We start from the raw sequence: 12,216 nt of genomic DNA, 5'->3' as shown, positions 1-12,216 counted from the left end.
TTTTTGTTTTTATCTTTGTTTTTGTTTTGTTGTTTTTGGTTTTGCTTTTATTTTCTCGTTTTGTTGTTTTTGTTCGTTTTTGTTTTTGTTTTGTTTCGTTTTGCATGTATCTGTGCTGCCCGCGCGAGCCGGACGTTTTTTCAATATTTTTGTAAAATCGTCTTCGTTTTTTAAAAAGTTTGAAATGATTATTTTCATTTCGTTTTTGAATTTAAAAAAGGACAAAGTATATTAAGAATGAATGTCTTAGAATCGCTGTCTTTTTTGAGTTTTTGATTTTTCGGTTATCTGTTAGATTCGAAAAATTTTTAATTCAGACAATTTACAATTATCCGCTTCAGTCGAAGCAATTCGGATGTGAAAATTTGGCAGAAAACAACACGGCAGATAAAGTGAAGGACGGCATTGCAAACATCGGGCCGACACTTCGCTCTTATTTAAGAATTTTAAAGTTGGCCCGCAAACCCTCGCGCAAAGAATTCATGACAATCGCAAAAGTTGCAGCGCTCGGTATTCTTGCAATCGGTGTTATGGGCTTTGTCTTTTATGTCTTGATGGACATTGTTCCGGAATATTTCATTCCGGTCCGAACATAAAGTCATAACAGTCATAATATAAGGTTATAATAATGTTTGAAGAAGAAAACAATGACGATGTCAATATTTACATTGTAAAAACGACAGTCAATCAGGAAAAATCCGTTGCCAAGTCGATGGCATTGGTGGCTAAGAAAGAGCATTTGGACGTTCGAGCCGTTCTTGCTCCCGAAGAGCTGAAGGGTTACGTCTTTGTCGAAACCCCGCGTTCCGATATCGTTGACAGTTTGATTCAGGCGGTTCCGCATGCCAAATCCATGCTGAAAAGCCCGACCACAATCGGCGAAATCGAACACTTTTTGAAACCAAAACCCATCTCTGTCGGCATTACCGAAGGCTCGATTATCGAAATCACATCCGGCCCGTTCAAGGGCGAAAAAGCCAAAGTCAAGCGTATCGGTACGGGACAGCATGATGAAATTACGGTGGAGTTATTCGACGCCGTGGTTCCAATCCCGATTACAATTCGGGGCGACACTGTTCGTGTTTTGAAGAAGGAAGAAGAATAAATTCAAACGCAGACAGTCCGAAGCGGCTGTTTGCCGATTTACTTTTTTCATTATTTTCAAACGGTGTTTTCCGGCAAATTTCATATTTCGTGAAATATTTTGTTTCAGCAAATTTTCCGTTCGCGGATTTTCCTGTTTCATGAAAATTTCCTGTTTCGTGAAATTTCCCGTTCGTGGAATTTCTCGTTTCAGTAAATTTTCCGTTCGCGGAATTTCCGTTTCATGAAATTTTATGTTTCATGAAATTTCGAATTTCGTGAGAAGTTCTTGAATTTCATGAGAAAGCTTTAAATCAAAGAATCCGATTTATTAGAATCTCTTTCAGAATAAACTCTATTCATTTATCTGAATTATCAATCCAAAATTAAATTTATTTATTACATCCACGGTGATTTTAATGGCAAGTTCAGTAGAAGCATTGGTCCCCGGAGGAAAAGCCACTCCCGGTCCGCCGCTCGGTCCGGCATTGGGTCCTCTCGGTGTCAACATTAAAGACGTTATTGATCAAATCAATGAAAAAACAAAAGACTTTAACGGCATGCAGGTTCCGGTGACGGTGGTTGTGGCCGACGACAAAAGCGTTACAATTACAGTCGGAACACCGCCCACGTCCTCTCTCCTTCTTCAGGAAGCAGGCGTTCAGAAAGGTTCCGGAAAACCCAACACCGAGAAAGTCGGAAACATTACTGTCCAGCAGGCCGCCAAAGTCGCACGCATGAAAAAGGACGATATCCTTTCATACGACTTAAAAGCAGCCGTTAAAGAAGTCACCGGCGTCGGTGTTTCTATGGGCATTACCGTCGAAGGCATGGACGTCAGAGACTTCCAGAAGGCAGTGGATGCCGGCCAGTACGACGAAATTCTCAACAATGAAGAATGGTAATATTACCGTTCTTTTTTCACATTTATAGAAAGCGCCTTTCGAGATGTTTTTCGACTCGTTCGTTCAACTTCTCTGAAAACAGCTTTTGCATTTAAAACATCTAATCAACCGTAGAAAGTCAAAATTGACTGACGCAAGTTAAAACGCCGCGCAGCCGAAATTTTTCGGGTGCTTCTTTTTTCGGCGGTTTGATTGCGGGACTACGGGGAGGCCTTAAAATGGCAGATGCAGCTATCGAAGAACTCGTAAAGAAATTATTAGAGGAATCGCCCCAGCGCAAATTCTCAGAAAGCGTTGACATTGCGATCAACCTTAAAAACCTTGATCTCAATCAGCCCAAAAATAGGGTTGACGAAGAAATCGTTCTCCCGAACGGTCTCGGAAAAGAATTGAAGATCGGTGTTTTTGCAAAAGGTGAAGTTGCGATGCAGGCTAAGCAGGCAGGGGCAGCATACGTTTTTGACGATGCGGATATCCAGGAAATGAAGGACGACAAGGCACGCGCGAAAGCCGTTGCTGACGATTGTGACTTCTTCATTGCGGAAACCCAGTTCATGGCAACCATCGGTAAAACCATCGGTACCGTTCTCGGTCCGAGAGGCAAAATGCCGGTGCCGCTCCTTCCCGGAAAAAGCATTGGTGAAATGATTCAGGCAAAACAAAGCGCCGTTCGTGTCAGATCGAAAGACAAGATGACGTTCCACGTCTCTGTCGGCCGCCGCGACATGCCGGCAGAACAGCTGGCTCAGAACATTGAAACCGTCATTTCCCGTGTTGAACGCGCACTCGTCAAAGGAAAGCAGAACATTAAATCCATTTATGTCACAACGACAATGGGAAAATCCGAGAGGGTGATGTGATATGGCAGAAACTCGAGGCGCAGAACATATCCCGCAGTGGAAAATGGATGAAGTTGCAGAACTCAAAGATCTCGTCAAGGAGTACAGCATTTTTGGTGTTGTCAGCTTTGAAGGCATCTCCGCCGACCAGATTCAGAAGATGAGACGCAACTTAAGAGAATCAGCTGTTTTGAAAGTCACACGTAACACTTTGAACGAAAGAGCGCTCAAAGAATGTGACGGCAGTGTTCCTGACATGGTTCAATACATTGAAGGGCAGACCGCTTTGATTTTCACAAACGACAACCCGTTCAAATTATACAAAATGCTGGCACAGACCAAGACACCGGCTCCCATTAAGGCAGGCGCAATCGCACCTTTCGACATCACTGTCAACAAAGGTCCGACAAACTACCCGCCGGGTCCGATGCTCAGTGAGTTCCAGGGCGCCGGCATTCCGACAGCCGTTGACGGCGGTAAAATCGCCATTAAAGAAACAAAAGTCGTCTGCAAAGCCGGCGAAAAAGTTTCCCAGAAATTGGCAACCGCATTAGTCAAGTTGGAAATTTTCCCGATGGAAGTCGGTTTAATTTTGAGAGCCGTTTACGAAGACGGAACAATCTATCTTCCGGACGTCCTGCACGTTGACGAAACTGAAATGTTCAACAAGTTTGTCACAGCAGCTCAGGAAGCATTCAACTTGTCCGTAAACGCAGCCATCCCGACCAAAGAAAACATTGAGGTTCTCCTCCAGAAGGCACACACTGAAGCCGTTAACCTGGGCGTTGAAGCCGTTATCTTTGAGCCTGAAGTGATGGACAAATTAATCGGCAAAGCCAATGCAGAAGCAACATCTGTTGCCAAAGCAAGCAATTTCGAATTATAAATTAATAACGACTATTAAACAACATTAAATTTAAGAAATAAAATCAATAGGTGAAATAAAATGCAGTACATCTACGCAGCACTTTTAATCTACAAGAGCGGAAAAGAAATCACAGAAGACGCAGTCAAAGCAGTCCTTACAGCAGCAGGCGCAGAAGTTGACGATGCACGTGTCAAAGCACTCATCTCAGCACTCGACGGCGTTGACATCGAAGAAGCAATCGCAAAAGCAGCATTCGCAGCACCCGCCGCAGCAGCACCCGCCGCAGCAGCAGACGCACCCGCAGCAGCCGCAGAACCCGAGCCCGAGGAAGAAGACAACTCCGAAGAAGAAGGTATGGCCGGTCTCGGTGCCCTCTTCGGTTAATTTCTTTACCGAAATTGTACAGCTCCAAAGCCCGAGGGAATTTCCCTCGGGCTTTTTTTTTGGTTTTGCGGCGCTTTGCGCACAACTGTTCCATTTTTGAGATGCCCTGCTGAGTTTCGTTCTGCGACTGTTTTTATTCGAAACTGATTGCTGAGTTCTGTTCCGTGACTGTTTTAATAGGCGAAGCCGTAAAAAATCGCGAAGCGATTTTTTCATAAACACCTCCCTCCCCCCGCTTTGAAAAATTCCGAACGCAGTGAGGAATTTTTGAAGCCAACTCCGAAGAAGAAGGTATGGCCGGTCTCGGTGCACTCTTCGGTTAATTTCGTTACCGAAATTGTACAGCTCCAAAGCCTGAGGGAATTTCCCTCGGGCTTTTTTTTGGTTTTGCAACGTTTCGCGTGCGCGAGTTGCTCCATTTTTAAAAAAGGAATTGAAAACTCTTCTTCATTTTTTAAAAATTTATTAAATCGGTCGATAGTTGCTTTATTTTTTGAGCTGTCCTGCTGAGTTTCATTCTGTGACTGTTTTTATTTGAAACTGATCCGCAGAGTTTCATCTTGCAACTGTTTTTACTCGAACTTCCCGATAAAGTTGTGCCTTGCAACTGTTTTAAAAGGCGAAGCCATAAAAAAATCGCGAAGCGATTTTTTCTGCAAACACCTGATGAAATCGACGGCGAAGCCATAAAAAATTGCGAAGCAATTTTTCTGCAAACACCGCCCTCCTCCCGCCTTTGAAATTTTGTGAGCGAAGCGAACAAAATTTTTTTTCAAAAATAGTCTGAAAAATACGGCCGCCGGTCGGGAATGATTCGGTCCAGCACTTTCAGCGTTTCGGCATCCGTTTCCAACCGTTCGATCTCATTAAAATAATACGGATTTCTGTAACTCATCAAAAGCGCTGTCAGCGTTTGAATATTTAATTGAACGGGTTTGCCGGCCGGCTCATTTGAAATTTTAATTTTGCCGTTCTCATCCCACGAAACGCTGAAAATCCCGCTGTTCCATTCGGCAATCGGATCTTCAACGATGAAATGGAAAGGACTTGTCGTGCCGTCAAACGGGTAGTTTTCAAGGAAAGCGCGGACATCAACGATTCTGGCCATATAATACGGTTCAATCGTTTCGGGAATCATACTGTCTTCCAAAAGAAAAGCGATCGGTTCGTTTTTGTAAATGTTTCCGCGGACCTCGTTCACCATTGAAAAATGCGCGGAAATGAAATTCCAAAGGCCGTAACGCGCTTCTTGGTTCAGATAAACCATCTCTTTGATGTGGAAAATGTCGTCGGCCACCCAATAGAAAAGAAGTCCCGCCGGCTCTTCCAGAACGTTATAATAAACAGCGGCTGTTCTTTCTTCTTCATTTTCCCAGCGCCAGTACTCTTCCCACGCAATCGGACTTCGAATCATTGCGCCGTGATTTTTGCGCGAAAATTTGTCATAAACAGAAATGACATCGGAATCATCGACCGGCAGGCGTTCGACAAAGCCGGGCGCATCAACGTGTTTGGGAAGCTGCGTGTCTTTGACGGTGTAAGAAATCATTTCGGTGATGATTTCCCATCCTTTTTTGCGGTAATACGGAATAGAGTAAGGATAAAGGTAAGAAATCCACTGCCCAGATTCGCGCATTTTGATGAGCGCCGTTTTGATCAAATCGCTCATGAGTCCTAAATTGGCGTACTCGGGATATGTACCGACGCCCGTTAAGCCGGCCATTTCATAAATTCGGCCGTGGATGTTGGCCTGCCGCGGGTAAATTGAGACGGAAGAGACAAGTTTGTCGCCGTCAAACCAGCCGATCACTTCAGATTCGCGGAGAACGGGGCGTTTGGAACGGAGAAGTTCGCCTTCTTTGTAGCCGCTTCGCCGGATTTCCTGGTTCGTCACCTGAAAAACATAGCGCAGCAGCTCATTGAATTGGTCCAGATGACCCATTTCAACCGGGCGCAGTTCAAGACGGCTTCTGACTTTGTTTTCATCCATAAATAACACCTTTTTTTTGAGTAAATTTGTTTTTTAATTTTGAGTTGTTTTCAATAATTTTGCTATTTTTTTGTTTTTGTTGTTTTTTTGTTTTTGTTGTTTTTTTGTTTTTGTTGTTTTTTTGTTTTTGTTGTTTTTTTGTTTTTGTTGTTTTTTTGTTATTTGTTATGTTATTTTTTTGTATTTTTAAATTTGTTTGAAGATATATAAAAATTCAGAAGAAAATGAAATAAATAGAACACGGCGATTCTCCGCCGCAAACCCGAAGGAAAACGGAAAGGAAAAAACCGCCTGCAATTGACGGCAGAAAGGGAAAACGCAATTCAAACATTTTTTGAAACAAAGATTGCCGAGAGTTATTTTTTGTATTGAAACCGCCGGCGGAACAAAATTGTTTATCCGGTTTGAAGAAAAAAACGAGAATAAAAATGAGTGAGAGTAATAAGGAATTGAATAAAACGGCAAACGGGAAAGAAAGAAAAAGGTCAAAAAGATCAAAAAGACTGAAATACCCTGTGCTTTGAAAATTCTGAACCGCGGAAACGATCGGGATCGGAAAGCCGGCGGCAATCAAAAGAAAAGCTTTGCAGTCCGCGCCGCCGAAAATCCGAAGAGAAAAACAAATGGCGGAAAAGAAGAAAAAGAAAATAAATGAAAAAACGACGTCCGCGAAATGAGAAATGCCGGCAGCTGATATTTCAAGAATGATTATCGGCATCAGCAAAAAAGAAGCAGTCAGCCATAAATTGTCGGAAACCGTTTGTGTTCGAAAATCCTGAACAGCGGCGATGAATAAAACGGCGGAAAAAAGAATTATTTTGACAAATGTCACGGCAGCTAAAAGATCAAAGGTGTTCATAAATAAAAGAAAAAACGTTTGACAGATGAATGTTTTTAAATATTTCCAAAATGTATGAAAAGTTTTTTATTAAAAGTATGTAACGATAAAACATTTACAAAAACGTTCATATAATAGCTTTTTGATACGATTATAACTACAAAGCATAATAATTACAAAACACATCAATTACAAAGCATAATAATTACAAAACATGTCAATTACAAGCATATTTGAATCACAATTTAATTTGAAGCAGAATTTTTTTATCAAATTAAGGTTTGAGCAGACTTTTTGAAAGACAGGTTTTTTAAAAGATTACAATCATTTTGAGGATAATTTAGAGATTTAAGGAGTTTTTGAGAATGGAAAACGTTCAGGAATTTATTGATATCGAAATTGAAAAAATCAAAAGCCAAGTGAACGGGACGGCCTTAATTGCCCTTTCCGGCGGCGTTGACAGTTCTGTCTGCGCAGAATTGGCTTACCGTGCGATTGGCGACAGACTTTATCCGCTCTTCATTGACACTGGTTTTATGAGAAAAGGTGAACCGGAACAAGTGAAAGCTGCGTTTTCGCATATGAATCTTCAGGTGATTGATGCCAGCGACCGCTTTTTTGAAGCCGTCAAAGGAATTGAAGATCCCGAACTCAAAAGAAAAGCTGTCGGTGAAACTTTCATCCGCGTTTTTGAGGAAGAAGCAAAAAAGATCAACGCCGATTACCTGATTCAGGGAACAATTTATCCCGACGTTCTGGAATCTGAAAAAGGCATCAAAGCGCATCACAATGTCGGCGGCATGCCCGAGAAAATGGAATTTAAAGGCGTCATCGAGCCGCTTTACTACTTATACAAAGACGATGTCCGCGAAGTCGGCCGCGCGCTCGGCCTTGCCGTTGCGCTTTCCGAAAGAATGCCGTTCCCCGGCCCCGGACTTTCCGTTCGCGCCTGCGGTGAAGCAACGCGCGAAAAAGTTGCCGTCGCCCGTGAAGCAAACGCAATTGTCGAAGAAGAAGTCATGGAAATTCTCAAACCCTGGCAGGCGCTTGCCGCCGTCATTGGTAAAGGCACAGGTCAAAAAGAGGAAAAGCGCGTTTACGGCTGGATTATCGCCGTTCGAATCGTGAATTCCGACAACGCGATTACGGCCGAGCCTCTGGAAGTTCCGTATCCGATTTTAAAGAAAATTCAGGAAAGAATTACGACCGAAATTCCCGATGCCGTCCGCGTTGTTTACGACGTGACGCCCAAACCGCCGGGAACGATTGAATTCGAGTAATCGGATTCATATCGTTTTTACAATTTCATTTTTTTACATTTTTTAGAAAATTATGCCGAACGGAACAAACAATTCCATCCGGCATAATCATTGATAAGAAAATTATTTAAGTGATTTTTTCAATTTCGCGTTTTTGTTTTTCAGGGCTTTGATTTTCGCATTCAATTTTTTAATTTCGGAATCCGTTTTCTTGATATCTTTTTTAACGGATTTCGCTGTATTTTTGGATTTATTTTTTGACATATAATGACCTTCCTGTTTCATTTAGAATTCACTTTTGAATTCAAAAAATAATTCATTTGTTTTGATCTTCGATTTTTATAATTTAAAAAATTGATTTGCAATTGTTATCGCATAAAATATTATAAAAAACAAAGATTAATTATCAATAGTATCCCGTGTCTATAAATAAGTTCGCTCATTTTGAAAAACCGAAAAACCTTCAGACTGCAACTCTTTATTTTGATTTTCGATTGCTTTCCCATTGTTTTTCCGCTGTTTTCCGTAATTCTTCGTTTTTCTCTGCCGCCGACGCGCGCGAACCGCACAAATTTTAAAAGTATAAACGGGCCCGGTCGCTGTGTTTTTCAAAAGAACATCTCCTCTTTGTTTTAATGCTGTGCAAAATCAACGATAAGTTTATATAAAAAATGCGAAGTGTACTTCATATGAAGCAAACTTCACGTGAAATGAACTTCAGACAAAGAAGGAATGAAAATGAAAACAAGAATTAAAGAACTGCGGACAGCTTCAAATTTGACGCAGCAGCAGTTAGCCGATCGGGTTCATGTTTCGCCGCGGACAATTATTTCCATTGAAAAAGAGCAATACAATCCCTCTCTGATGCTTGCTTACCGCATTGCCGATGTTTTCGGCGTGACAGTCGAGGATTTGTGTTGTTTGAAAGAAAATAAAGAATTGGAGGATAAGCAATATGAAAATTTATAACAGGAAATATTTTTTAATGGGTCTGCTCCTGACAGCTTTAGGTTTAACGATGCTCTCGGTCAGTTTCTCAAGAGGATTTGACTGGGTCGGAACGACTATTTTGACTTTATGTCTGATTGTCGGAATCATATTGATCACCCGAAGTTTATCTGAGAAAATGTCCCGAAAAGACAAAATAAACGATATGGATGAAAGAAGCCGGCTTATTGCTTTAAAATCCGCAGGTGCCGCTTTTCGGTGGGCGGAAGTCATTTGCGCCGTTCTCTTGGCGGTTTGCCTGCTGGGTCATAACATTATCGGCGAGGTCCTGTCCGTCCCGATGGCATGGGCATTCGGCATTATGTTTTTTACCATGCTCTTTTTGGAATTGGCCGCCGTTTTGTACTATGAACGCATTTAAAAAGTGATTCAATCAAACGATTCACTTTTATTTTATTTTTATTTTTTTATAGCTGTTTTATTTATTTGTTTTACATCCCGCCGCTTTTTTTCAGAATCAGCGATATGATTTTATTTCTGTTCTTCTTTTGAAGTGTATCAATTCGAATTTTCAGGAAAAATTATGTCTCTCAATCAATCCGTTCTTGAAATCCGCGAACGCCAGCGGATTAAATCCAAACCTTACGACGAGCCGGCGGCTTTTTGGATCAGCAAAGATAATCTGCGCGGCGATGTCATTGATGTTTTAACAATCATTTTTCAAACGTCCGGCTGCTACTGGGGAAAACAGGGCGGCTGTACGATGTGCGGCTACGTTTATGACAGTTCGACGGGAGAACCGGCCGAATCGGATATCATGGCGCAGCTGGACAAAGCGCTGGAGCAAGCCGAAAGGCGAAAGCTTGAGAGATTCATGGTCAAAATTTTCACATCGGGCAGCTTTTTGGACAAGCGGGAAATTTCGGCCGACCTTCGAAAAGAGATTTTAAGCCGGTTGGCGGGCGATGAAAGAATTGCCGCCGTTTTGGCCGAAACGCGTCCGGAATTTGTGACAGAAGAATCGGCTGCTGATTGTTTGGCCGTCATGGGTGGCAAACCTTTGGAATTTGCATACGGGCTTGAAACAACGTCTGACAGAATCCGCCGCGAATCAATTAACAAAGGATTTTCGTTTGCGCACTTTAAGCGGGCGGCGGAAATTGCAAAGCAGAACGGCATTTTTACAAAGGCGTATTTGATGCTCAAACCGCCGTTTTTATCTGAAAAGGAAGCGATGGACGATATTTTAAACAGCATTGACGAAGTCGCGCCTTATGCCGAAACTGTTTCGATTAATTTGTGCAACGTTCAGAACGGTACATTTGTTGAGAAGCTTTGGGAAAACAAAGAATTCCGGCCGCCGTGGCTTTGGAGCATTGTCAATATTTTAAAAGAAGCCAAAACCAAACATCCGGATTTGTATCTCATGTCCGATCCTGTCGGCGCGGGTGCCAAACGCGGGCCGCGGAACTGCAAAATCTGCAGCCGGGATGTCGCCGATATGATCCGCGAATTTTCGATTACGCAGGATGTCAAGACGCTTGAAAAGATTGACTGCGGCTGTAAATTGCTTTGGGAAAAAGAATTGCTTTTGGATGACGTCACGTTCGGGGCGCCGATTTTAGAATAATTGAAGAAGAATAAAAGAGAAAAGAGAAGAGAAAATGTCGCAAAAGAAGATTTTCGAGAAGAAAATGTCAACCGATAAAGAAGGAAGACGTTTTGCAACGCCTGAGCCTGTCGCGAAATACAGAGCGGCACGTCTGACCTGCAATACGATTGCAGATATCAGCTGCGGTATCGGGGGTCAAACGATTTATTTCGCACAGCGCTGCAAGCATGTTTATGCGGTGGAAATCGATCCGCAGAAGATTGAATATGCTAAAGAAAACTGCGCGAAATTCGGTCTTGAAAATGTGACTTTCATCTGCGGCGACGCGCTTGATCCGGCCGTGATTGCGCAAATCCCGAAGGTTGATATCGTCTTTTCCGATCCGGCCCGCCCGCCCGAAGAAGAAACGCGTCAAGCGGACAGTCTGCGCCCGGGAATTCCGGCCGTGATGGAAGCATATGCCGAGAAGGCGGAAAATTTCGCGTTTGAAGCGCCGCCGCAAATGCCGCCCGAGCGGATTGATTTTGATTGTGAGAAGGAATACATTTCTTTAAACGGTCAGCTGAACCGGCTCACGCTTTATTTCGGCAGAATTAAGAAATACGATCGAATCGCCGTTGCGCTTCCCGGAGGAAATGCAATGGTGAATGCGCCTGTCGAGCTTCCGCCGATAATTGAAGCGGAAAAGCCGATGCTTTTCATGTTTGAGCCTGATCCCGCCGTTATTGCCGCGGATCTTCTCAACGAGCTTGTCGATGATATGATTAAAGCCACCGTCGGCCATGTCCGCGTCATGAAAATTGACAAAAAAAGAACATTGTTGACCGCTGATTTGCTGACCGTCAACCCGATGAACAAAAACAATTTCATCGTTCTTCGAAGCATGCCGTTTGAAACGGAAAATGATTATTCGGAAATCAACGAATTTTTGAAAAAGAGCAATGTCGGCAAAGTCACGCTTCGCGGAAGTATTGACCCGAAAGACTATTGGGGCATTCGAAACCAATTAGAAGACGGGCTTGACGGTTCGAAGAAAGTTCATTTATTTTTGAAAGAAAACGAATCAAATCAAAAAGAAGCAATTCTTTGCGAACTGATTTACGAATAAAGTTTGTGCCCGCAGTGATGACACAAACAGATCTTGAGTCGGCCGTCACTGGAATTGAAAATTTAAAAGAAGAATTACGATTCATAGAATTTGTGTCAGCAGTGATGACACAATCTAATTTTGAGTCGCTCGTCATTGGAATCGGAAGTTTAAGCGAAGAAGAACAGCGTATGGAATTTGTGTCAGCAGTGATGACACAATCTATTTTTGAGTCGCTCGTCATTGGAATTGGAAGTTTAAGCGAAGACGAATAGCGCATGGAATTTGTGTCAGCAGTGATGACATGATCTACTTTTGAGCCTCTCGTCATTGGAATTGATATTTTAAATGAAGAAGAACAGCGCATGGAATTTGTGTCAGCAGTGATGACACAATCTATTTT

Annotated in this window: 13 protein-coding genes and 1 pseudogene; 12 read left to right on the top strand and 2 right to left on the bottom strand. The window is 42.6% G+C overall.

The features are described from left to right. Positions 1–365: 365 nt before the first annotated feature. The 6 genes and pseudogenes from MmiAt1_RS08895 to rpl12p all read left to right on the top strand — a co-directional run bounded on the left by MmiAt1_RS08895 (position 366) and on the right by rpl12p (position 4,079). Positions 366–596, top strand: coding sequence for a protein translocase SEC61 complex subunit gamma (locus tag MmiAt1_RS08895; protein ID WP_318786528.1), 231 nt, complete (start codon positions 366–368; stop codon positions 594–596). A 32-nt stretch (positions 597–628) separates the two neighbouring features. Continuing rightward, entirely contained in the window at positions 629–1,105 is a 477-nt protein-coding gene (locus tag MmiAt1_RS08890; protein WP_318786527.1) for a transcription elongation factor Spt5, read from the top strand. Positions 1,106–1,502: 397 nt separating this feature from the next. Further along, a complete protein-coding gene (locus MmiAt1_RS08885; RefSeq protein ID WP_318786526.1) occupies positions 1,503–1,988 on the top strand; it encodes a 50S ribosomal protein L11 in 486 nt (161 codons plus the stop codon). Between the two features lie 218 nt (positions 1,989–2,206). Further along, on the top strand, positions 2,207–2,848 hold the full coding sequence (locus MmiAt1_RS08880; protein ID WP_318786525.1) for a 50S ribosomal protein L1: 642 nt from the start codon (positions 2,207–2,209) through the stop codon (positions 2,846–2,848). A gap of 1 nt (position 2,849) precedes the next feature. Further along, positions 2,850–3,689, top strand: a pseudogene (locus MmiAt1_RS08875) (50S ribosomal protein L10); the annotation flags it as partial. Positions 3,690–3,773: 84 nt separating this feature from the next. Beyond that, positions 3,774–4,079: a 50S ribosomal protein P1 gene (gene rpl12p / locus MmiAt1_RS08870; RefSeq protein ID WP_318786524.1), complete on the top strand. Its 306-nt coding sequence runs from the start codon at positions 3,774–3,776 to the stop codon at positions 4,077–4,079. Positions 4,080–4,851: 772 nt separating this feature from the next. Here rpl12p and MmiAt1_RS08865 read toward each other — a convergent pair. Together MmiAt1_RS08865 and MmiAt1_RS09415 are read right to left on the bottom strand one after the other, a co-directional pair. Further along, a complete protein-coding gene (locus MmiAt1_RS08865) occupies positions 4,852–6,069 on the bottom strand; it encodes a GNAT family N-acetyltransferase (protein ID WP_318786523.1) in 1,218 nt (405 codons plus the stop codon). A 214-nt stretch (positions 6,070–6,283) separates the two neighbouring features. Then, on the bottom strand, positions 6,284–6,928 hold the full coding sequence (locus MmiAt1_RS09415) for a prepilin peptidase (RefSeq protein WP_420891296.1): 645 nt from the start codon (positions 6,926–6,928) through the stop codon (positions 6,284–6,286). 344 nt (positions 6,929–7,272) lie between these two features. On the opposite strand from MmiAt1_RS09415, the gene guaA reads away from it, so the two are divergent. The 6 genes from guaA (at position 7,273) to MmiAt1_RS08830 (ending at position 12,088) form a co-directional block, all read left to right on the top strand. Then, on the top strand, positions 7,273–8,187 hold the full coding sequence (gene guaA, locus MmiAt1_RS08855; RefSeq protein ID WP_318786521.1) for a glutamine-hydrolyzing GMP synthase: 915 nt from the start codon (positions 7,273–7,275) through the stop codon (positions 8,185–8,187). 717 nt (positions 8,188–8,904) lie between these two features. Continuing rightward, positions 8,905–9,135 (top strand): helix-turn-helix transcriptional regulator, encoded by a 231-nt coding sequence (locus MmiAt1_RS08850; protein ID WP_318786520.1) that lies wholly within the window; start codon positions 8,905–8,907, stop codon positions 9,133–9,135. 16 nt (positions 9,136–9,151) lie between these two features. Continuing rightward, the gene (locus MmiAt1_RS08845) at positions 9,152–9,535 is read left to right on the top strand and encodes a DUF2178 domain-containing protein (RefSeq protein WP_318786519.1); all 384 of its coding nucleotides are present in this window, start codon (positions 9,152–9,154) and stop codon (positions 9,533–9,535) included. 162 nt (positions 9,536–9,697) lie between these two features. After that, positions 9,698–10,744 carry an archaeosine biosynthesis radical SAM protein RaSEA gene (locus MmiAt1_RS08840; protein WP_318786518.1) on the top strand — a complete coding sequence of 349 codons (1,047 nt, stop codon included), beginning with the start codon at positions 9,698–9,700 and terminating at the stop codon, positions 10,742–10,744. Between the two features lie 34 nt (positions 10,745–10,778). Next, positions 10,779–11,834, top strand: a complete 1,056-nt coding sequence (locus tag MmiAt1_RS08835; RefSeq protein ID WP_318786517.1) for a class I SAM-dependent methyltransferase — start codon at positions 10,779–10,781, stop codon at positions 11,832–11,834. 104 nt (positions 11,835–11,938) lie between these two features. Beyond that, positions 11,939–12,088, top strand: a complete 150-nt coding sequence (locus MmiAt1_RS08830) for a hypothetical protein (protein ID WP_318786516.1) — start codon at positions 11,939–11,941, stop codon at positions 12,086–12,088. The last annotated feature ends 128 nt before the right edge of the window (positions 12,089–12,216 follow it).

Origin of the sequence: Methanimicrococcus hacksteinii (assembly GCF_032714515.1) — an archaeon.
Classification (GTDB): domain Archaea; phylum Halobacteriota; class Methanosarcinia; order Methanosarcinales; family Methanosarcinaceae; genus Methanimicrococcus; species Methanimicrococcus hacksteinii.
The sequence above is the reverse complement of the archived record's forward strand: the minus strand, read 5'-3'. Positions and strand labels throughout refer to the sequence as shown.

What these genes read in the sequence shown, in the direction of transcription:
- MmiAt1_RS08885 (WP_318786526.1), top strand. Translation starts at nt 1,503, where the DNA reads ATGGCAAGTTCAGTAGAAGCATTGGTCCCCGGAGGAAAAGCCACTCCC.
- MmiAt1_RS08830 (WP_318786516.1), top strand. Translation starts at nt 11,939, where the DNA reads ATGACACAATCTAATTTTGAGTCGCTCGTCATTGGAATCGGAAGTTTA.
- MmiAt1_RS08850 (WP_318786520.1), top strand. Translation starts at nt 8,905, where the DNA reads ATGAAAACAAGAATTAAAGAACTGCGGACAGCTTCAAATTTGACGCAG.
- MmiAt1_RS08845 (WP_318786519.1), top strand. Translation starts at nt 9,152, where the DNA reads ATGGGTCTGCTCCTGACAGCTTTAGGTTTAACGATGCTCTCGGTCAGT.
- rpl12p (WP_318786524.1), top strand. Translation starts at nt 3,774, where the DNA reads ATGCAGTACATCTACGCAGCACTTTTAATCTACAAGAGCGGAAAAGAA.
- guaA (WP_318786521.1), top strand. Translation starts at nt 7,273, where the DNA reads ATGGAAAACGTTCAGGAATTTATTGATATCGAAATTGAAAAAATCAAA.
- MmiAt1_RS09415 (WP_420891296.1), bottom strand. Translation starts at nt 6,928, where the DNA reads ATGAACACCTTTGATCTTTTAGCTGCCGTGACATTTGTCAAAATAATT.
- MmiAt1_RS08840 (WP_318786518.1), top strand. Translation starts at nt 9,698, where the DNA reads ATGTCTCTCAATCAATCCGTTCTTGAAATCCGCGAACGCCAGCGGATT.
- MmiAt1_RS08835 (WP_318786517.1), top strand. Translation starts at nt 10,779, where the DNA reads ATGTCGCAAAAGAAGATTTTCGAGAAGAAAATGTCAACCGATAAAGAA.
- MmiAt1_RS08880 (WP_318786525.1), top strand. Translation starts at nt 2,207, where the DNA reads ATGGCAGATGCAGCTATCGAAGAACTCGTAAAGAAATTATTAGAGGAA.
- MmiAt1_RS08890 (WP_318786527.1), top strand. Translation starts at nt 629, where the DNA reads ATGTTTGAAGAAGAAAACAATGACGATGTCAATATTTACATTGTAAAA.
- MmiAt1_RS08865 (WP_318786523.1), bottom strand. Translation starts at nt 6,069, where the DNA reads ATGGATGAAAACAAAGTCAGAAGCCGTCTTGAACTGCGCCCGGTTGAA.